The 20,679-nt window shown below is 68.7% G+C and carries 20 protein-coding genes; 14 read left to right on the forward strand and 6 right to left on the reverse strand.

Annotated features, from left to right (window positions below):
* The first annotated feature begins 1 nt into the window (after position 1).
* From QE363_RS04295 to QE363_RS04325, 7 genes are all read left to right on the forward strand, one after another.
* Entirely contained in the window at positions 2-391 is a 390-nt protein-coding gene (locus QE363_RS04295; RefSeq protein ID WP_307102568.1) for a hypothetical protein, read from the forward strand.
* Positions 392-454: 63 nt separating this feature from the next.
* Positions 455-1,429 (forward strand): rhodanese-related sulfurtransferase, encoded by a 975-nt coding sequence (locus QE363_RS04300; RefSeq protein WP_309692283.1) that lies wholly within the window; start codon positions 455-457, stop codon positions 1,427-1,429.
* 65 nt (positions 1,430-1,494) lie between these two features.
* Positions 1,495-3,990 carry a transglycosylase domain-containing protein gene (locus QE363_RS04305; RefSeq protein WP_309692285.1) on the forward strand — a complete coding sequence of 832 codons (2,496 nt, stop codon included), beginning with the start codon at positions 1,495-1,497 and terminating at the stop codon, positions 3,988-3,990.
* Between the two features lie 66 nt (positions 3,991-4,056).
* On the forward strand, positions 4,057-5,184 hold the full coding sequence (gene prfB, locus QE363_RS04310; RefSeq protein WP_307102574.1) for a peptide chain release factor 2: 1,128 nt from the start codon (positions 4,057-4,059) through the stop codon (positions 5,182-5,184).
* 1 nt (position 5,185) lies between these two features.
* Positions 5,186-5,932 carry a class I SAM-dependent methyltransferase gene (locus tag QE363_RS04315; RefSeq protein WP_309692289.1) on the forward strand — a complete coding sequence of 249 codons (747 nt, stop codon included), beginning with the start codon at positions 5,186-5,188 and terminating at the stop codon, positions 5,930-5,932.
* 137 nt (positions 5,933-6,069) lie between these two features.
* Positions 6,070-6,516, forward strand: a complete 447-nt coding sequence (locus tag QE363_RS04320) for a hypothetical protein (protein ID WP_307102577.1) — start codon at positions 6,070-6,072, stop codon at positions 6,514-6,516.
* Positions 6,517-6,518: 2 nt separating this feature from the next.
* On the forward strand, positions 6,519-7,265 hold the full coding sequence (locus tag QE363_RS04325) for a TorF family putative porin (RefSeq protein ID WP_309692292.1): 747 nt from the start codon (positions 6,519-6,521) through the stop codon (positions 7,263-7,265).
* A 25-nt stretch (positions 7,266-7,290) separates the two neighbouring features.
* Here the strand turns inward: QE363_RS04325 and QE363_RS04330 are convergent, their stop codons facing one another.
* Entirely contained in the window at positions 7,291-7,683 is a 393-nt protein-coding gene (locus QE363_RS04330; protein ID WP_309692294.1) for a JAB domain-containing protein, read from the reverse strand.
* Positions 7,684-7,779: 96 nt separating this feature from the next.
* On the opposite strand from QE363_RS04330, the gene QE363_RS04335 reads away from it, so the two are divergent.
* The 7 genes from QE363_RS04335 to QE363_RS04365 all read left to right on the forward strand — a co-directional run bounded on the left by QE363_RS04335 (position 7,780) and on the right by QE363_RS04365 (position 14,912).
* Complete coding sequence (locus QE363_RS04335; protein ID WP_307102582.1) at positions 7,780-8,574, forward strand: thymidylate synthase; 795 nt, start codon at positions 7,780-7,782, stop codon at positions 8,572-8,574.
* Complete coding sequence (locus QE363_RS04340; RefSeq protein WP_309692298.1) at positions 8,571-9,041, forward strand: dihydrofolate reductase; 471 nt, start codon at positions 8,571-8,573, stop codon at positions 9,039-9,041. Before QE363_RS04335 ends, QE363_RS04340 begins: the two co-directional genes overlap by 4 nt.
* 124 nt (positions 9,042-9,165) lie before the next feature.
* Positions 9,166-10,167: a diguanylate cyclase domain-containing protein gene (locus tag QE363_RS04345; RefSeq protein ID WP_309692299.1), complete on the forward strand. Its 1,002-nt coding sequence runs from the start codon at positions 9,166-9,168 to the stop codon at positions 10,165-10,167.
* Positions 10,168-10,200: 33 nt separating this feature from the next.
* The gene (locus QE363_RS04350; protein ID WP_309692303.1) at positions 10,201-11,130 is read left to right on the forward strand and encodes a bifunctional riboflavin kinase/FAD synthetase; all 930 of its coding nucleotides are present in this window, start codon (positions 10,201-10,203) and stop codon (positions 11,128-11,130) included.
* A 45-nt stretch (positions 11,131-11,175) separates the two neighbouring features.
* Positions 11,176-14,007 (forward strand): isoleucine--tRNA ligase, encoded by a 2,832-nt coding sequence (gene ileS, locus QE363_RS04355; protein WP_309692305.1) that lies wholly within the window; start codon positions 11,176-11,178, stop codon positions 14,005-14,007.
* Positions 14,000-14,506: a signal peptidase II gene (gene lspA, locus QE363_RS04360; RefSeq protein WP_309692308.1), complete on the forward strand. Its 507-nt coding sequence runs from the start codon at positions 14,000-14,002 to the stop codon at positions 14,504-14,506. The genes ileS and lspA overlap by 8 nt, the downstream gene beginning before the upstream one ends.
* Positions 14,499-14,912, forward strand: coding sequence for a DUF3035 domain-containing protein (locus QE363_RS04365; RefSeq protein WP_307102594.1), 414 nt, complete (start codon positions 14,499-14,501; stop codon positions 14,910-14,912). The genes lspA and QE363_RS04365 overlap by 8 nt, the downstream gene beginning before the upstream one ends.
* Positions 14,913-14,983: 71 nt before the next feature.
* On the opposite strand, the gene QE363_RS04370 is transcribed toward QE363_RS04365, so the two are convergent.
* The 5 genes from QE363_RS04370 to QE363_RS04390 form a co-directional block, all read right to left on the reverse strand.
* Positions 14,984-16,135: a TonB family protein gene (locus tag QE363_RS04370; RefSeq protein WP_309692313.1), complete on the reverse strand. Its 1,152-nt coding sequence runs from the start codon at positions 16,133-16,135 to the stop codon at positions 14,984-14,986.
* Between the two features lie 146 nt (positions 16,136-16,281).
* Positions 16,282-17,118: a TorF family putative porin gene (locus QE363_RS04375; RefSeq protein ID WP_309692316.1), complete on the reverse strand. Its 837-nt coding sequence runs from the start codon at positions 17,116-17,118 to the stop codon at positions 16,282-16,284.
* Positions 17,119-17,315: 197 nt separating this feature from the next.
* On the reverse strand, positions 17,316-18,608 hold the full coding sequence (locus QE363_RS04380) for a mechanosensitive ion channel domain-containing protein (protein WP_309692318.1): 1,293 nt from the start codon (positions 18,606-18,608) through the stop codon (positions 17,316-17,318).
* Positions 18,605-19,801, reverse strand: a complete 1,197-nt coding sequence (metC, locus tag QE363_RS04385; protein ID WP_309698091.1) for a cystathionine beta-lyase — start codon at positions 19,799-19,801, stop codon at positions 18,605-18,607. The genes QE363_RS04380 and metC overlap by 4 nt, the downstream gene beginning before the upstream one ends.
* A gap of 5 nt (positions 19,802-19,806) precedes the next feature.
* Positions 19,807-20,652: a sulfurtransferase gene (locus tag QE363_RS04390; protein ID WP_309692321.1), complete on the reverse strand. Its 846-nt coding sequence runs from the start codon at positions 20,650-20,652 to the stop codon at positions 19,807-19,809.
* Positions 20,653-20,679: the final 27 nt, after the last annotated feature.

Here is a 20,679-nt window from a genome sequence, read left to right on the forward strand (position 1 = left end):
GATGAAGGACTATTACGACATCGCGTTCGACGAGCGCGCCCGGATTCTGCACATCACGACCAACGGCTTCTGGTCGCTGGCGGTGACGACGATGTTCTCGGCCGATCTGCTGGCGCGCGGGACCGCGATCCGGATCCGGCACGGGACGTTCTGCACGCTGGCCGATCTGCGCAAGGCGCCCATCCAGCCGCTGCCGGTGATCGACGCGCTCGCGGCGATGATGCCCAAGGCGCTGAAGCTGACCTCCGCCCCGATCGCGGCGGTCGCGGGGTCCAGCCTCGCCAAGTTGCAGACCGAGCGCTATCTGGTCGGCCCCAATTGCCGGACCTTCCTCAGCCATGACGAGGCCGTGGCGTGGCTGGCGGAGGCGTCGCTGCCCGTGCGGGCGTGATGCCGCGGCGGCGCGGGGCGCCATGTCTGGCCCCCATCGCCGGATCGGCGTAAGGGGCGGGCGATGATCCGCGTCTGTGCCCTTTACCGTTTCGCCCCTTTCCCCGACCCCGCCGCGCTGCGCGAACCGCTGCTCGCCGTTGCGGAGGCCAATGGGATTCGCGGCACGCTGCTGCTGGCGGCCGAGGGGATCAACGGCACCATTGCGGGCAGCCATGACGGGATCGCGGCGGTGCTGGACCATATCCGCACGCTGCCCGGCTGCGCCGACCTGGACTATAAGGACTCGACCGCCGAGACCATGCCGTTCCACCGGATGAAGGTGCGGCTGAAGCGCGAGATCGTGTCGATGGGCGTGGACGGCATCGACCCGACCCGCGAGGTGGGGACCTATGTCGCGGGGGCGGAATGGAACGCGCTGATCGCCGATCCGCAGACCGTGCTGATCGACACGCGCAACGATTACGAGGTCGCGATCGGCAGCTTCGACGGCGCGGTCGACCCGAGGACGAAGAGCTTCCGCGACTTTCCCGCCTGGTTCCGCGATCACCGTGACGAACTGATGGCGGGCAAGAGCCGGGTCGCGATGTTCTGCACCGGCGGGATACGCTGCGAAAAGGCGACCGCCTTCCTCAAGGCCGAGGGGGTGGAGGATGTCTTTCACCTGGACGGCGGCATCCTGAAATATCTGGAGACGATGCCCGAGGAGGAGAGCCGCTGGCAGGGCGAATGCTTCGTCTTCGATGCGCGCGTGGCGGTGGGGCATGGGCTGGCGCAGGGCTCGCATGCGCTATGCCATGGCTGCCGGATGCCGGTCAGCCCCGAGGATCGCGCATCGCCGCTCTATGTCGAGGGGGTCAGCTGCCCCGCCTGTCACGGCACCCGCGACCCCGAGCGGCTGGCCGCCTATGCCGAGCGGCACCGGCAGGAGCGGCTGGCGGCGGCGCGGGGGCAGGCGCATGTCGGCGCGCGCCTTGCCCCCTCGGCCGGTGCCGACCCCGCCCTCGGCCCGGATCGCGACGAGCCGCCCGCCGCCTGACGCGGGCGTGACGGCTGGCAGGTGGCAAGCCGGAGCGAACCTGCTACACGGACCGTCGCAAAATCATGGCCGTCACCTTCTCCCATCCGTCCGAAGCCCCCGAAACGCCGCGTCGCCCGCCATGGCGCCGCTGGTGGGTGAGGCTGTCGGCCGCGCTCGCCCTGCTGGCCGTGATCGGCGCGGGCCTGTTCTGGTTCCTGTTCATGCGCGACCTGCCCTCGGTCGATGCGCTCAAGGCCTATGAGCCGCCGCTGCCCACCCATGTCCGCGGCATCGACGGCACCCCGATCCAGTCCTATGCGCGCGAACGCCGGGTCGAGCTGTCCTATAACGAATATCCGCCGCTGCTCGTGCGCGCGTTCCTGGCGGCGGAGGACAAGACCTTTTTCGAACATGGCGGCGTCGACTATCCGGGTCTGGCGGGCGCGGTGCTCGACTATGCGCAGAAATGGGGCACCGGGCGGCGTGCGCGCGGCGGTTCGACCATCACCCAGCAGGTCGCCAAGAACCTGCTGATCGGCAACGCCTATTCCCCGACGCGCAAGGTGCGCGAGGCGATCCTGGCGTACAAGATCGAGAATGCGCTGACCAAGCCGCAGATCCTGGAGCTGTATCTCAACCAGATCGCGCTGGGGCGGAACGCCTTTGGCGTCGAGGCGGCGTCGCATGCCTATTTCGACAAGGAACTGAACGAGCTGACGCTCGGCCAGATGGCTTATCTGGCGGTGCTGCCCAAGGGGCCGTCCAATTACGATCCCATCCGCCATCCCGACCGCGCGCTGGAGCGGCGCGGCTATGTGCTCGGCGAGATGCTGCGCAACAACTTCATCACCCGCGCGCAATATGACGCCGCCATGGCCGAGCCGCTGGGCACGGTGCTGCGCCGCACCCCCAAATATGCGCAGGTCGGCGGCTATTTCGTCGAGGAGGTCCGCCGCCAGCTGATCAAGCAGTTCGGCGAGAACGCCAAGAGCGGGCCGCACAGCGTCTATGATGGCGGGCTGTGGGTGCGTACCTCGCTCGACACCCGGCTCCAGGATCTGGCGACCCAGGCGCTGCGCGACGGGCTGGTCCGGTTCGAGGGCGGGCGCGGCTGGTCCGGGCCGATCCGGCACGAGACGATCGACGACAGCAACTGGCAACAGGTGCTGCTCAACACCAATATCGCGCTCGACTATCGCGACTGGCGCGCCGGGATCGTGACCGGCAAGGGCGGCAGCGAGGCGACGATCGGCTTCGCCAACGGCCGCACCGGCACGCTGCCGCGCAGCCTGGCGCAGATGCCGCGCCGGGGGACGGCGGCGACCGCGTTCAGCGCGCTGAAGGTCGGCGACATCGTCGCGGTCGCGCCCGAAGGCGGCGTGTTCGGCCTGCGCTCGATCCCGCGCATCTCGGGCGGCTTCGTGGTCGAGGAACCCGCCAGCGGCCGCGTGCTGGCGATGCAGGGTGGATTCGACGCCCGGCTCCAGGCGTTCAACCGCGCCACCCAGGCCCAGCGCCAGCCGGGATCGACGATCAAGCCGATCGTCTATTCCGCCGCGCTCGACCACGGCATGACGCCCGCCTCGATCATCGTCGACGGGCCGTTCTGCGTCGACCAGGGTGCCAATCTGGGCACGAAATGCTTCCGCAACTTCGGCAATTCGGCGGGCGCCGGGCCGCACACCATGCGCTGGGGCATCGAGCAGTCGCGCAACCTGATGACGGTGCGCACCGCCGCGACCGTGGGCATGAAGAACGTCGTCGCCACCATCAAGCAGATGGGGATCGGCGACTTCCCGCCCTATCTCGCCTATGCGCTGGGCGCGGGCGAGACGACGGTGGGGCAGATGGTCAACGCCTATGCGATCCTGGCCAATAGCGGGCGCGGCGGCGATCCCTCGCTGATCGACTTCGTCCAAGACCGGCACGGCAAGGTGATCTGGCCGGAGAATTGGCGCGCCTGCGACCGTTGCAACATGGCCGATTATGACGGCAAGCCGATGCCGCGCCCGGTTTCGCATCAGCGGCAGGTGCTGGACGCAATGACCGCCTATCAGATGGTCCATATCACCGAGGGCGTGATCCAGCGCGGCACCGCGACCGGCTTGCGCGACCTCGACCGTCCGATGTTCGGCAAGACCGGCACCAATAACGGCCCGACCGATGTGTGGTTCGTCGGCGGCACGCCGCAATTCGTCGGCGGCCTCTATATCGGCTATGACCATCCGCGTTCGCTGGGCGGCTATGCGCAGGGCGGGACGGTCGCGGTGCCGATCTTCCGCGAATTCGCCGAAAAGGCCTATGAGGGGCTCGACAAGCTGCCCTTCCGCGCGCCGCCGGGCATCCGCATGGTGCGGATCGACCGGGCGAGCGGACGGCCGGTCTATGGCACCTTCCCGACCGGCGACGATCCCAAGCCTGCCGTGATCTGGGAGGCGTTCAAGCCCGAGAGCGAACCGCGCCGCCGTGCCCGCCGGGCGGGCCCCGCGACCGAGGCCCCCGCGACGCCGACCGGCCCCGCCACCCCGGCGGCGCCTCGCGACAGCGATTTCTTGCAAAGAGAAGGCGGAATCTACTAGCCCGCTTCCCATATTCGTTTTGCCGTCCCCGTTCGGACGGCCGCACGACCGATTCGGAGAATTTTCATGCGCGCAGAAGCGCAGGCTCATGTCGACACGATCAAGGATGCCCTGGAGCTGCTGCGCCGCTTCCTCGACTGGGACCGCGCGCTGCGCCGCCTGGACGAGCTGAACGCGCGCGTCGAGGATCAGGCGCTGTGGAACGACCCCAAGCAGGCGCAGGCCGTGATGCGCGAGCGTCGCCGTCTGGACGAGGCGATCACCGCCACCCGCGCCATCGAGAACGAGCTGTCGGGCACGGTCGAGCTGATCGAGCTGGCCGAGATGGAGGGCGACGAGGAGCTGGAGAAGGAAGCCGTCACCAGCCTGGGCGAACTCGCCAAGCGGGCCGAGGCCGACAAGGTCAAGGCGCTGCTGGCCGGCGAAGCCGACGCCAACGACACGTACCTGGAAATCAACGCGGGCGCGGGCGGCACCGAAAGCCAGGACTGGGCCGGGATGCTCCAGCGCATGTATACGCGTTGGGCCGAGCGGCACGGCATGAAGGTCGAGCTGATCGACTTCCATGCGGGCGAGCAGGCCGGGATCAAGTCGGCGACGCTGCTGGTCAAGGGCGAGAATGCCTATGGCTATGCCAAGACCGAGTCGGGCGTGCACCGGCTGGTGCGGATCAGCCCGTACGACTCCGCCGCGCGACGCCACACCAGCTTTTCGAGCGTGTGGGTCTATCCGGTGATCGACGACAATATCGAGGTCGAGATCAACGAGAGCGAACTGCGCATCGACACCTACCGCGCGTCGGGCGCGGGTGGTCAGCACATCAACACCACCGACTCGGCGGTCCGCATCACCCACTTGCCGACCGGCATCGTCGTGCAGTGCCAGAACCAGCGGTCGCAGCACAAGAACAAGGCCGAGGCCTATAACCAGCTCCGCGCCCGCCTGTACGAGCGCGAACTGGCCGAGCGCGAGGCGGCGGCCAATGCGCAGAACGCGACCAAGACCGATATCGGCTGGGGCCACCAGATCCGCTCCTATGTCCTCCAGCCCTATCAGCTGGTGAAGGATCTGCGGACCGGCGTCACCTCGACCGCGCCCGGCGACGTGCTGGACGGCGATCTCGACTCGTTCATGGCGGCGGCGCTGTCGCAGCGCGTGACCGGCGAGGCGGTCGCGGTGGAGGATGTCGACTAAGATGCGTATCCAGGGGGCGGGATCGATCCTGGCGGCGGCACTCGTCATCGCGCTGGGGGGCGCGGTGGCGGCGTGCGACGGCTCCAAGCCGCTGATCCAGCGCGACGAGGACAAGCCCGGACCCTTTCCGGCGGCGGACCGCCCGGTCGCCGACGTGGTATCGGCGCGCTGGTCGAGCGAGGACGCGCGGGACCGGCTGCGCGAGGCGGACCAGGTGATGGACCGCGCCAAGATCCGCCCCGGCATGACCGTCGCCGATATCGGCGCGGGCGAGGGCTATTATACCGTCCGCCTGGCGCAGCGCGTCGGCAAGCAGGGGCGGGTGTTGGCCGAGGACATCGTCGCGGCCTGGCGCGACCGGCTGGCCGACCGCGTCGCGCGCGAGCGGCTGGACAATGTCAGCGTCCGGCTGGGCGAGCCCGCCGATCCCAAGCTGCCGCCGAACAGCTTCGACCGGGTGCTGATGGTCCATATGTATCACGAGATCGACCAGCCCTATGAGTTCCTCTGGCGGCTGTTCCCCGCGCTGAAGCCCGACGGGCTGGTCGTGGTGGTCGACGCCAATCGCCGCACCCGTGCGCACGGCACCCCGCCCGCGCTGTTGAAATGCGAGTTCGAGGCGGTCGGCTTCACCCAGGTCTCGATCGAGAACATGCCCTCGGCGGGCGGTTATCTGGCGACCTTCCGCGCGACCGGGCCGCGCCCCGAACCCGACACGATCCGGCCCTGTCGGATGCCAGGCAACTGAGCCGGGACCCTTACGTCGTCATTGCGCCGACAGACTTGGAACATGACATATTTGTCATGTATTGATCGGTCATCGGTCCCGCACGGGGCCGATACGCCACCGGCCAGCATGGGCCGGGGCACGCCAAGGAGAAGACCATGACCATGTTGTTGATCGCCGGGCTGGTGCTCGGCACCGCCGCCGCATCCGATGGAGCGATCGAGCACCGGATGCAGCTGGACCATCATTCCGGGCCGGTCGCGGTCCGTTACAGCGCCGATGTCGGCGTGACCCATAAACAGATCGGCGCGGTCGCCACCGGCGGCCGCCCCTCGACGCTGCGTTGCCTGTGGAGCGCCAATGTGACCGTCCATCGCGAGGCGCGGGCGACCACCGGCACGACCCTGAGCCGCAGCGCGGCGCGTGACGGTGTGATCGAGGGCAGCCGTCCGGGCTGGTGCAGCACCCAGCGCGCGGCGATCGCGCGCGAGGTGGCGCAGCGCCAGGACGCGGTGCGCGATCATGTCCAGGCCGTCGCGCAGGAGGATCATCCCACGCTGCGCGCCGAGATGGATCGTCTCCATGCGGAGACGCGCGCCGGATGACCATGACGCACAAGGCCCTGTGGGCGGCGGCGTCGATGCTCGCCCCGATCGTCGCGGCGCATCCCGCCACCGCGCAGGATCGCCCCGCCATCGGGGTCGAGCTGGACAGCGACGAGAATCGCCGTGGCCTGAGCTGGAGCGGGGGGCGGGTGTCGCCCTCCGCCGACATCTTCGCGACCCGTGGCGCGCTGGAGGCGAGCGGCCGGATCGTGGCGTTGCGCGAATCGGACCGTCATGGCGGCGCGGGCCTGGTCGGCGACCTGACGCTCGGCGCCAGCACGCTGGCCGGGCCGGTGACGGTGCGCGGCCGGGTGACGGGGCATCTGTTCGGCGGCGCAGGCTTCGACGCCGATTATGTCGAACTGGGCGGCGTCGCCTCCTATACGCTGGGGCCGGTCCAGCTGGACGCCGGCGCGGATTACGCCCCGTCGCAGGACGCGATCGGCGGCGACAATCTCTATCTCCATGCGGGTGCGCAGGCGGGCGTGCCGGGCACCCCCTGGACCGTGCTGGCCGGGGTCGGCCATTCGACCGGCCAGACCGACAATGCCGCGCGCGCCGCCCGGCTGCGGCCCGGCGGCGACTATAGCGACTGGCGGATCGGCGTGGAGCATGTCGCGGGGCCGGTGACGCTGGGGCTGGATTATGTCGGCACCGACGTGTCGGAACGGGCGGCATCGGCCTTCCCGCTGGCCGATGCGCGGCATTCGGGCGACCGGCTGGTCGGGCGCGTGCGGTTCTCCTTCTGAACGGAGCGCGGCGCCGATCGGCCCCTCATAACATCCCCTGATCGCGCAGGCTGACCACCGCGCCCCGCGACAGGATCAGATGGTCGAGCAGCATCACGTCCAGCGCCGCCAGCCCCTGCGCCAGCCGCCGGGTCAGCGTCAGGTCGGCGGCGCTGGGGCGGGGATCGCCGTCCGGATGGTTGTGCGCCATCACCACCGCCTTCGCCGCCAGCAGGATCGCGTCGCGCGCCACCCGCGCCAGGGGGACGCCGACCGAATCGGCATGACCCGCGACATGGCGCAATCCCAACAAGGTCCGTTCCGAACCCAGAAAGGCGATCCCCAGGGCCTCGCCGCCGGTCCGGTCCAGCCCCGCGAACAGCCGACACGCATCCTGGCGCGTGCGGATTCGCAAGGGCGGGCGAAGAAGGGCGGGCATTCCCGGACCTGCTTCACCCCGGCGTCGAAAGCATCTTCAGCCCGCACCGATCCGGTCGCGCTTGGCGCGGGGCGTGCGCGGCGCTAGGCCCGGGCCATGCGGCAATATCTCGACCTCATGGACCGGGTTCTGACCCACGGCGTGCAACAGATGGACCGGACCGGCACCGGCACCCTGTCGGTGTTCGGCCATCAGATGCGATTCGATCTGGCCCAGGGCTTTCCCGCCCTGACCACCAAGAAGCTCCACCTGCGCTCGATCATCGTCGAGCTTTTGTGGTTCCTGCGCGGCGACACCAATGTCCGCTGGCTGCAGGAGCGAAAGGTCAGCATCTGGGACGAATGGGCCGATGCGCAGGGCGATCTCGGCCCCGTCTATGGCAAGCAGTGGCGCGACTGGGCGACGGCGGACGGCCGCCATATCGACCAGATCGCCGAGCTGGTGGAGCAGATCCGCACCCAGCCCGCCTCGCGCCGCCAGATCGTGTCCGCCTGGAACCCCGGCGACCTGCACGCCATGGCGCTGGCGCCCTGCCATTGCCTGTTCCAGACGCATGTCGCGAACGGGCGGCTGTCGCTGCAACTCTATCAGCGCTCGGCGGACATCTTCCTGGGCGTGCCGTTCAACATCGCCTCCTATGCGCTGCTGACCCATATGCTGGCGCAGCAATGCGATCTGGAGGTGGGCGAGTTCATCTGGACCGGCGGCGACTGCCATCTGTACCTGAACCATCTGGACCAGGCGCGCACCCAGCTGGGCCGCGAGCCCGGCGCGCTGCCCCGGCTGGAGATCGTGCGCAAACCCGATGCGATCGACGGCTATGAGCCCGAGGATTTCGTCCTGCACGATTATGTCGCACAACCGCATATCAAGGCGGCGGTGGCGATATGATCGTCTTCGTGCTGGCGCGGGCGCGCAACGGCGTGATCGGGCGCGACGGCCAGCTCCCCTGGCACCTCCCCGCCGACCTGAAGCATTTCAAGGCGCAGACCATCGGCAAGCCGATGATCATGGGCCGCAAGACCTTCGAGAGCTTTCCGGCACCCTTGCCCGGACGGCGGCATATCGTCCTGACCCGCGATCCGCACTGGAGCGCCGAGGGGGCCGAGGTCGCGCATGACGTCGAGTCCGCCTTGGCGCTGGCGGGATCGGGCGATGTCGCGGTGATCGGCGGCGCGGAGATCTTCGCGCTCTTCCTGCCCCGCGCCGACCGGATCGAACTGACCGAGATCGACGCGGAGCCCGAGGGCGATGCTGTAGTCCCGGCCTTTACCGGATGGCATGAGACCCGGCGCGAGACGCATCCGGCCGAAGAGGGGCGTCCCGCTTATGCCTTTGTCTCACTGGTGAGACGATGATTGGCTGACCGGGATTTCCGCTGTCCGTTGCGCGATGGGCATCGGCAAGCGCCGCAAAGCCTTCTATGACGGGCGGGCGCGTCGATCATGAGGCGCGATGATCCTATCGGACGGGCAAGATCGCATGATCTGGGAAGCGCAGCGGCAGGCGGAGGAACGATGGGATGCCGAGCGGGAGGCCATGCTGTTCCTGGAGGCGCACCGGCTGGCGCATACGCCCGACAGCCATGCCGTGGCGCTTCACGCCCTGCGCCATCCCGGCAGCGTGCTGGGCCGCGAGGTCGCGCGGCGGACCGATGGCGGCGTCCGCCTCACGCCCGACGATGTCGATTCGCTCCGCCCGCTGTTGCGCGTGCACGAGGAGGCGGGGCACAGCCATGAGGCCTGGCAGCGCGATCTGGGCGTCCAGGCCGAACGGCTCGAGTCGCTGACCACCGACGCGCGGCAGATCACCCGGGACTTCACCAGCGACATGGCCGCGCTGTCCGGGGTGGACCGGGATGCGCCGGAGGCGAGGGGTGCGGGGGACGTGGCCGGCCTGCTCGAACAGTTGATCGCGCGTATCGCGAAGACCGAGCGCGAGCTGGCCGAGCTGTCGGGGCATATCGCGGCGCTGCGCGACCGGATCGACACGGTGCCGCGCAACGAGGATGTCGACCCGCTGACCGGCGTGATGACCCCGACCGGCGCGCGCCAGATGATCGCGGAGCTGCCCGACCTTGCGCATGGCTATGTCCTGGCGAGCTGCGGGCTGGACGATCTCGACGCGATTGAGGCGCGATATGGCCGGCCGGTGGCGGACAATGTCGTGCGCGCCTTCGTCGCGACGCTGCGCCAGAGCTGTGTCGGTGCCGACATCATCCGCTGGCAGGACAATCTGTTCGTCCTGCTGTTGCGCGGCCGCCCGCTGTCGCATCTGGCGATGATGATGGAGGAGGCGCGCGGGGCGATGCTGGCGCGCACGCTGCGGCTGCGCGGATCGGGCGAGCCGATCGGGGTCGTCACCCTGTCGGCGGGCGTCGCCATGGGGCAGGGAGCGGAGCTGCCGGAGGTGCTCGACCGGGCCGAGGCCTTTCGCGCCGTGGCCAGTGCGGGGCAGGGCAATCGCGTCGTGTCGCGCGCCTAGCCAATTCGCGCGGGCCTGTTATAGCGCGCGCCCATGCAGCGTCTTGATGGCGTGAGCCCCGTTCCGGCCGATCTGGCCGGGGGGATCGTCGCGCTGGGCAATTTCGACGGATTCCATCTCGGCCACCAGGCGGTGGTTGGGGCCGCCGTTTCGCGCGCGCGCGCCGAGGGGCGTCCGGCGCTGGTCGCGACCTTCGATCCGCATCCGATTCGCCTGTTCAAGCCCGACGCCGCGCCGTTCCGCCTGACCACGCTCGACCAGCGCGAGCGGTTGTTTGCCGAGGCCGGGGTGGATGCGATGGTCGTGTTCGGCTTCGACACCGCGCTGGCGGCCCTTAGCGCGCAGGAATTCGTCGAGCAGCGGCTGCTGGGCGCGCTGCGGGTCGGCGGCGTCGTGACCGGCGAGGACTTCACCTTCGGTCGGGGGCGCAGCGGCACGGTCGCGACCCTGCGCGAATGGGGGCGGCGGCAGGGCTTCTCGGCCGAGACGGTCGCGCCGGTGACGCTGGACGGCGAGCCGGTCTCGTCGAGCCGGATCCGCGCCGCGCTGATCGCCGGAAACCCGCGCGAGGCGGCCCGGCTGCTGACCCGGCCGTTCGCGATAGAAGGCAGGGTCCAGCATGGCGACAAGCTGGGCCGCACCATCGGCTATCCCACCGCCAATCTCGACATGGGGCATTATCTGCGCCCGGCTTACGGCATCTATGCGGTGCGCGGAACGCTGGACGACGGGCGGGTGCTGGACGGCGCGGCCAATCTGGGCATCCGGCCCAGCTTCGACCCGCCCAAGGAATTGCTGGAGCCGCACTTCTTCGACTTTGCGGGCGATCTGTACGGGCGGACGCTATCGGTCGCGCTGATCGAGTATCTGCGGCCCGAGGCGAAGTTCGACACGCTCGACGCGCTGATCGCGCAGATGGACGGCGATTGCGCCCGCGCGCGCGACATTCTCGCCCGTGCATAATCCGGCATGACGTGTTAACCTAAAGTCGTTAAGGGCGTGTCCCCTATGACCGACGCGCCCGATTATCGCGACACCGTCTTCCTGCCGAAGACCGATTTCCCCATGAAGGCGGGGCTTGCCGCCAAGGAACCGGCGATTCTGGATCGCTGGGCCAAGATGGGGCTGTACGACCGCCTCCGCCGCGAGCGGGCCGGGCGCGAGCGGTTCATCCTGCATGACGGCCCGCCTTATGCGAATGGCGACATCCATATGGGCCATGCGCTCAACAAGGTGCTGAAGGACATCATCGTCCGGTCGCAGACCCTGTTGGGCAAGGACGCGCCTTACGTCCCCGGCTGGGACTGTCACGGCCTGCCGATCGAGTGGAAGGTCGAGGAGGCGTATCGCGCCAAGAAGCTGAACAAGGACGAGGTGCCCGTCGCGCAGTTCCGCGCCGAGTGCCGCGCCTATGCCGACACCTGGGTCGGCACGCAAAAGGCGCAGTTCGAGCGGCTGGGCATCATGGGCGACTGGGCCAACCCCTATCTGACCATGACCTATGACGCCGAGGCGGTGATCGCGGGCGAGCTGTTGAAGTTCGCCGAATCGGGCCAGCTCTATCGCGGCGCCAAGCCCGTCATGTGGTCGCCGGTCGAAAAGACCGCGCTGGCCGAGGCCGAGGTCGAATATGAGGACATCGTCTCGACCCAGATCGATGTCGGGTTCGAGGTCGCATCCTGCCCCGAATATCCCGATCTGGTCGGCGCGCTGGCGGTCATCTGGACGACGACCCCCTGGACGATCCCGGTCAACCAGGCGCTGAGCTATGGCGAGGCGATCGACTATCTGCATTTCGAATGCGATGGTCGCCGCTATCTGGTTGCCGAGCCGCTGTTGCCCGCCTTCACCAAGCGGACCGGCATCACGATGAAGGGCTTTATCGGTCTGGTGAAGGGTCCGGTGCTGGAAGGCGCGACCGCCAAGCACCCGATGCACGCGCTGGGCGGCTTCTTCGCCAGGCCGCGTCCGTTCCTGGCGGGCGAGTTCGTCACCACTGACGCGGGTACGGGCTTGGTCCACATGGCCCCCGATCACGGCGAGGACGACTTCCTGCTGTGCAAGGCGCATGGGATCGATCCGGTCTTCGCGGTGCAGGGCGACGGCACCTACCGCGCCGACTGGGCCTGGCTGGGCGGCCAGGGCAGCGTCATCAACAAGAAGTTCGTCTCCGCCGAAGGGCCGATTTGTTCGGACCTGCGCGAAGTCGGCGCGCTGCTGTCGGCGTCGGACGATTTCCAGCACAGCTATCCGCATAGCTGGCGCTCGAAGGCCAAGGTCATCTTCCGCGCCACGCCGCAATGGTTCATCCCGATGGACCGCGCCGAGGCATCGGTCGATCCGACGCTCGCCATGGCGAATATCGATCCGATCTCGGGCGTGACGCCGCTCCTCACCGTGCCGCTGGGCAATGGCGCGACGCTGCGCCAGACCGCGCTCGACGCGATCGAGCGGACCCGCTGGGTGCCCGAGCGCAGCCGCAACCGCATCCGCTCGATGGTCGAGGGGCGTCCGGACTGGGTCATCAGCCGCCAGCGCGCCTGGGGCGTGCCGATCGCGCTCTATGTGAACCGCCAGACCGGCGAATATCTGGCCGACAAGGCGGTCAATGCCCGCATCCTCGACGCCTTCCGCGAAGGCGGGGCGGATGCGTGGTTCACCGCCGACCATCAGGCGCTGCTGGGCGCCGATTACGACCTCGCCGATTTCGAGCCGGTCAACGACATTCTCGACGTGTGGTTTGACTCGGGCTCGACCCATGCCTTCGTGATCGAGGCGCGCTATGGCGAGGGTACGCGCGCGAACCTGTATCTCGAAGGGTCGGACCAGCATCGCGGCTGGTTCCAGTCGTCGCTGCTGGAGTCGTGCGGCACGCGCGGTCGCGCGCCCTATGATGCGGTGCTGACCCATGGCTTCGCGCTCGACGGGCAGGGCCGTAAGATGTCCAAGTCGCTGGGCAATGTCGTCGATCCGCTGAAGATCATCGGCGAGTCGGGCGCCGACATCCTGCGCATCTGGACCGCCTCTACCGATTATTTCGAGGATGTGCGCATCGGCAAGGAGGTGCTCGCCACCGCCTCGGACAGCTATCGCAAGCTGCGCAACACCTTCCGCTATCTGCTGGGCGCGCTCGACGGATTCACGGAAGAGGAGCGCATCTCGTTCGACGCGATGCCCGAGCTGGAGCGTTACGTCCTGGCCCGCCTGACCGCGCTCGATACCGAGCTGCGCCGGGCGGCGGACGCCTATGAGTTCAACCGCTACTTACGCGCGCTAACCGATTTCGCGAATGAGGACCTGTCGGCCTTCTTCTTCGATATCCGCAAGGACTCGCTCTATTGCGACGCCGCGACCGATCCGAAGCGGCGCAGCTATCGCACCGTGCTCGACATCCTGTTCCATGCGCTGGTCCGCTATGCCGCGCCGATCCTGTGCTTCACCGCCGAGGAAGTGTGGCAGGCGCGCTATCCGTCGGAGGATGGCTCGGTCCATCTGCTCGAATGGCCCGAGCTGCCGCAGCTGGGTGAGGACGAGGCGCTGATGGCGCGCTGGGCCGAGATTCGCGGGCTGCGCGCGCAGGTGACCGAGGCGATCGAGCCGCTGCGCCGCGAAAAGACCGTGCGCTCGTCCAACGAGGCCGAGGTGACGGTGCCGTCGCTGCCGCTCGAGCCGCATGCGCTGGCCGAGGCATTCATCGTCGCCGATGTGGCGCTGGCCGATACGGTGACGGTGACGCGCACCACGAAGCACAAATGCGGTCGCTGCTGGCGGCATCTGCCCGATGTGGCGGTGGACGGCGAGCTGTGCGGGCGCTGTGCCGAGGTGGTCGCGCATGGCTAAGTTCCCCCGGCTGGGGCTGGTGACGGCGGTCGCGCTGTTCCTGCTCGATCAGGTCATCAAATGGGCGATCACCGGGCCGATGGGCCTGCGGTCGCTCGGCGACGTGCGCGAGATCGCGCCGATCTTCAACCTGCGCTTCGTCCCCAATTTCGGCATTTCGCTGGGGCTGCTGACCGCCGACAGCAACGCCTCGCGCTGGGCGCTGGTCGCGATGACCGGGGCGATCGCGCTGGCGGTCGGCTATTGGATGACGCGCGAGCGCAACCCGGTCGATCAGGTCGCGCTCGGCTGCGTGCTGGGCGGGGCGCTGGGCAATATCCTGGACCGGGTGCGGTTCGGCTATGTCGTCGATTTCGCCGATCTGCACTTCGGCGAGTGGCGGCCCTTTTTGGTCTTCAATGTCGCCGATGCAGCGATTACGATAGGCGTTCTGGTTCTGCTGGCGCGCGCGCTTCTCGTGCGCGATCGGCCTGCTCCCGTGGAGAAGAGCAATGCGTAAGTTGGTGCCCGTCATCGCAGGTCTGTCCTGCGCCGCGTTGCTGACGGGATGTGGGGCCGGGCGCGGCCTGGACCGGGCGCGTCCCGACGAGTTCGCCGTCGCGCGTCAGCCCTCGCTGATCATCCCGCCCGATTTCGCGCTGGTCCCGCCCCAGCCGGGCGCCGCGCCCGTCCAGGCGCGTAGCAACCAGCAGCAGACGCTCGACGCGCTGTTCGGCGGCCAGGCGGCACGCAGCCAGTCCGAATATGGCCTGGTACAGAATGCGGGCGGCGACAGCGCCGATGCGGGCATCCGCTCCTCGGTCGGCGATCCCGGCACGAACGTCGTCGACAAGGGTGCGACCACGCGCGACATCGTGGCGGCGCCCGAGGGTGACGGCCAGGACGCGCGCGCCGCGACCAAATAAGGGGTTTTCCCAAAGGGATCGGGGCCGGGACGCTTGCGCGTTTCCCGGCCCTTTTTCATGGGGAAAGCGCGTCAGGCCGGCGGTGCGCCCTCTGACCCCGACAGGCCGGGATCGGTCTGTGGCCCCATGTCGAATCGTACCCGGTCGACACAGCCGACATAGCCCTGCCTCTGCGCGGGCAGGCGCGCGCTGCGCAGGACGGTGATCGCCTGTCGCCCGAAATCGGCGGTCGGCTCGCTGGCGATCACGGTCAAATTGCCGAGTTCGCCCCAGGGCGCGACATCGTAGCGGATGACCGCCCAGCCTTCGATCCGGCGCCGTCGATAGGGTTCGGGAAAGCGCAGCTGCGGCGGCGTGGCCCAGCCATGCTCATCGGGGCAATTGCCATCGGCCACTCTGGTCGCGCGGATCGCCTCGGGCATGTCGGGGGCGGGCAATGTCCCGGCTTCGCGCCAATAGGGGGCCAGACACCCTGTCCTCGCGCCCCTGGTAAAGCGCGACGCCCGCATGGCGGTCAGCCCGGCCGCGTTCAGCGCGGCGTTGCCGGTGCCGGTCAGGATGGCGGCATGGACCGGCTTGCCCGCCGCATTCAGGTCATAGCGGATCATGCTCCAGTCGCGCACTCCCGGCGTCGCGGGGATTTTGACGAAGTCGGGGATGTGGCGGATCAGGGCGCGGGGGAGCGGTGTGTCGAGACAGGGGCCGCCGCTCGCCCGGATCGACTTCCACCCTTCTTCGGGCAGGCGGCCGGAGAGGGGATTGATCGTATAGGACATCAACTCGGGTGCCGCCGCCTGGTCCAGCGGCACGGCCTGCATGGTGAAGGTCACGCCGCACCCTTCGTGCGGCTTGCCCGCCGGAAAGCGGCTGGCGGCCATGGCGGGCAGGATGTCGTCGCCGAACGGCAGATAGTCGGGACCGTCGCGGCTGATCGAGACGGGCCTGCCGCGCTCGTCGATGGCGAAGCGCAACGTCGTGCTGCGCGGTGCCGCCTCGACGGTCCAGCCCAGCATGTTCCAGGGTCTCCGGATCGCCTGTCCCGATACCATGGTGCCGCGGCAGCGGACCTCGCCCGGCATCCACTGGATCAGCATCTGGCGAGGGCCGCCGGGACTGGCGGGAGGCGCCGGCTGGGACGGGAGCGCGGCGGCGGCGGGAAGCCCCAGCAGGGCGGTGGCAAGGCAGATCGAGCGGGCGGCGCGGGGCATGGGCAGGCTCTCCATGGACGCGATCCGTCGACCGGGCGGCCGCGACCGGGGCCAGCTTAGGCGGTGCCCGGCGGGGAAGCGAGGGGCCATCGGCATCCCCGCCATGCGGAAAGGGCGGCCCCGTCGCCGGCGCCGCCCTTCACCCCCCGATTATCCGCCGATCAGAAGGCGGCCGTCACCGAGAACACCACCGTCGCCCCCGCGATGGTGTCGCCGCCCGGAACCTGCCCCTTGGAGAAATTGGGCTGGAGATAGGCCGACTTGGCGCGGGTGATGTCGGTGTCGATATAGGACACGTTGAAGGTGAAGTTCTTGTACGCCGCGACATCGGCGCCCAGCGACCAGTCCCAATATTGCCCCGTCGGCGACAGGCTGGTGCCGTTCGGGCCCAGGCCCGGATTGCCCTTGGAATAGCCGATATGCGCCTTCGCGGTGATCGGGGTGTTGGGAATGCCGACCGCGCCGTCGCCGGTCAGGTACAGATTGTCCCAACGTTGGCCCCGGCTGTACGAGGTGTTGGAGAAGTTGCCGAGCGAGGTCTGCTTGGGCGCATAATAGACGCCGGCGGTCAGCGTGGCGGGACCGGCGGTCCCCGACAGGCGGCCGAAGAATTCGACCACGTCCGATTCGGACGCGCCGCCCGGATAGGTGTACCAGGTCACGCCTGCATCGACGGTCGCGGTGCCATAGCTGTGCTTGTACCCGGCAATGCCGTCCAGCTCCATATTGGCGCCGCCGAACGTGCCCCAGCCCGCCAGGTTGGAGGCGAAGGTGCCGATATAGAATCCGCTTTCGTGACTGACCGTCAGCGCGGCCTGGACCGCGGCGTTCTTGTTGGTCTGCGAGATGCCGCGCAGGCGGTAGTCGGTCAGGATCGCCGCGCTGCCGCTGACCGTGATCGGCGAGGGCGGTGCGGTTTCGGTGCCGCTGTCCTGCGCGAAGGCGGGCGTCGCGGCGACCAGCGAGAGGCCGCCGAGGAGGATCGTGGAGAAGCGCATCGTTTCCCTTTCAAACGGAAATTCGATGTTCTCACCTGCAACCCCGCATGGGTGCGGCCTCTATCGTGTCGGGTCAAACCCGGCGGACCGTCTGCCGTAGCGAGGTAGCAAGAATTGGCAGGACGTGGTGCGCCGCACAAGTATAATCTAACGCAAGTTGGCTTTCATGTGACGCGATGTTGCGCAAACAGCACAGGTCATGCCCCCAGATTTTCGTGACGCGCCCCGCCCGGCAGCGAACGGATGTGAATGTCGCGCTGGGGATAGGGCAGGCCGATGCCATGCTCCTTGAACAGGAACCACAGCCGGTTGAGCACGTCGGAGCGGACATTGCCGACCCCGCTTTCGGGATCGCTGATCCAGGCCAGTATCTCGTGCTGGAGCGCATGGTCGCCAAAGCTCATCAGCCAGACGGTCGGCTTGGGGCTTTTCAGCACGCGCGGCGATTCGCACGCGGCGCGCAGCATCAGCTCCTGCGCGAGTTTCAGGTCGTTGTCATAGGCGATGGAGACAGGAATGCGGACGCGGACGTTGCGGTCGGAATAGGACCAGTTCTCCACCTCCTGGGTCATCAGATTCTCGTTGGGGATCAGATGCTCCTTACCGTCGCGGGTGATGATCGACACCGCGCGTACCCCGATCTTGTTGACCCAGCCGATCTCGTTCTGGAGCGCGATGACGTCGCCCGGTTTGATCGACCGGTCCATCAACAGGATGATGCCCGCGATCAGATTGCCGATCGTCTTCTGCAACCCGAAGCCGATCGCCAGGCCGAAGCCGCCCGAGAACAGCGCCAGGCTGGTCAGGTCGATCTCCAGCAGGTCGATGGCGAAGAAGAAGGCGATGACGACGATGCCGATGCTGGCGAGCTTCTGGGCCAGCAGCTTCTGGGTCGGGTCCAGCCCGCGCGCATGGCCGATCCACTGCTCGGTGATCCGCGTCACCGCGCGGGTCAGCGCCAGGATGGCGACGACCGTGACCAGCATCGTCACCAGCAGCATCACCGAGAATCGCCGCGATCCCACGGTAAAGCCGATCTGCTCGGCCAGCCGGGTGACCGGCTCCAGCCCGCCGATCTCGCGGCTGAACAGCGCGACGAAACAGACGGTGGCAAAGACCCAGGCCAGCCAGCGCGGCAGGTTCAGCCCGCGCAGCAGCTGGAACCCCGCCCGCGCCACCGAACTGCCCAGCGCCAGCCCGATGGGCACGCCCGCCAGCGACTCCCACGGCCAGATCGCGCCCAGCGTCATCAGCAGGAGGGCGGCGGCCAGATGGCGGGTGATCGCACAGATGCGCGCCTGCAGCGCCTCGCCATGGGTCGCGGCGAAACGCTGGACCAGCGCCGCGACATGCGGGCCGAGCTTGCGCCCCGCGACCACGCCGCCCGCCAGCATGGCGAGCGTCAGGACCGAGGCGACCCCAGCCTCGATGGCCTCGACGCGGGTCGGCAGTTCGATGCCGCTCGCCTGAAGCCATTCGACCAGCGTCACCCGCGCGCTGCCCGGAAGCGGGCAAGCCCCCGGTCGAGATCGGCGATCAGGTCGTCCGTGTCCTCCAGCCCGATCTGGAGCCGGATCAACGGCCCGGCGAAATCGCGTTTGGTAACGCTGCGATAGCGGTGCGGGTCGGCGGGGATGGCCAGGCTTTCATAGCCGCCCCAGCTGAACCCCAGCCCGAAATGCGCCAGCCCGTCGAGCATCGCGGTGCGCGCCGCATCGTTGCCGCCGTCGAGGGCGAAGGCGAACAGCCCGCTCGACCCCAGGAAATCGCGCGCGAATATCGCATGGCCGGGGCAGGAGGGGAGCGCGGGGTGGAGCACCTGGGCGACCCCCGGCTGTTCGGCGAGCCATTTCGCGATGGTCAGCGCGCTTTGCTGATGCTGGGCCAGCCGCACGCCCATGGTGCGCAGTCCCCGGCTGCCCAGATAGGCGTCGTCGGGACTGGCGACCTGCCCCAGCTGGAAGCTGGTGTCGCGAAGCGCCGCCCAGTGCGACGGCGCGGCCGTCACCGAGCCCAGCATCGCGTCCGAATGGCCGACGACATATTTGGTGCAGGCCAGCACCGTCAGGTCGATGCCCTTTTCGATCGCCGGGAAGAACAGCGGCGTCGCCCAGGTATTGTCGAGGATCGTGGTGATCCCGCGTTCCTTGGCGACGGCGACGATGGCGGGAATGTCCTGCACCTCGAAGCTGAGCGAGCCGGGGCTTTCGAGGAAGATCGCGCGGGTCGCCGGACCGATCAGCTCGGCGATGCCCGCCCCCACCAGCGGGTCGTAGAAGCGCGTCGTGATCCCCATCCGCGCCAGCAGCCCGGTGGCGAGCCCGCGCGTCGGGTCATAGGCGCTGTCGACCAGCAGCAATTCGTCGCCCGGCGACAGCACCGACAGCAAGGCCGCCGCGATCGCCGCCACGCCCGAAGGATAGAGGAAGGTCGCCTCCGCCCCCGGCTCCAGGCTGGTCAGCGCATCGGCCAGCGACCATTGGGTGGGCAGGCCCTTGCGGCCATAGAACAGCTTTTCGTGCAGGTTGCCCGCACCGGTGGCGCGCATATGCGCGACATTGTCGTAGAGGACCGTGGAGCCGCGCCAGACGGGGACGTTGACCACGCCCTTCGTCCATTCCGCGCGGCGGCCCGCCTGGACGAGACGGGTGGCGGGCTTGATGGGCAGGTCGTCGTCGGTCATCGGCGTCACGCGTCTTTCGCTTTGGGGGTGCTGGGGTCGGAGCCCCATTCGGTCCAGCTGCCGTCATAGACCGGCATCATCCCGCCGATCCGCTCGGCCCCGAAGGCCAGCACGCAGGCGGTGATGCCGGAGCCGCAGGTGGCGACCATCGGCCTGGTCGGGTCGATCCCGGCGGCGCTGAATTCGGCCGCGATGGCCTCCGGCGATTTCCACCGGCCATCCGCCTCGAACAGCCGGGAATAGGGCAGGTTGAGCGCACCGGGGATATGGCCCGGCTCGACGCCGGGGCGGGGTTCGGGTTCGGCACCGGCGAAGCGGCCGGGCGAGCGGGCATCGACCAGTTGCGCATCCCCCGCCTCGACATGGGCATGGACTTCGCGGAGCGTGCGCAGCCGGGCCAGATCGGCATGGGCGACGAACAGGCCGGGCGTATCGACCGCGCCCGCCGGGCCCGTCATGACCGGATGCCCCGCGGCGGTCCAAGCCTCCAGCCCGCCATCGAGCAGGGCGACCGACTTCGCGCCGAACAGCGTCAGCATCCACCAGGCCCGCGCCGCGCTGTGCAGCGGGGAGCGGTCGTAGAGGACGATCCGGTCGGCATGGCCGACGCCCGCCTCGCTCATCGCATGCGCGAAATGCTCGGCCATGGGCAGGGTCATCGGCAGGTCGCTGTCGGGATCGGCCAGCCCTCCCAGCGCCAGGAAGCGCGCGCCGGGAATATGCCCGTCCTCGAACCCGCGCCTCGCCTTCGCGTCGCCGGGATCGTCGAGGAAATAGGTGACGTCGAGGATGCGCACATCCGCCTCGCCTGCGATGGCGGCGAGTTCGTCCGGGTTGATGAGTGGCGGCATCCTGGGGTCCCCTTGGTCGAGTGCCGT

It is taken from the genome of Sphingomonas sp. SORGH_AS_0870, assembly GCF_031453175.1.
Classification (GTDB): domain Bacteria; phylum Pseudomonadota; class Alphaproteobacteria; order Sphingomonadales; family Sphingomonadaceae; genus Sphingomonas.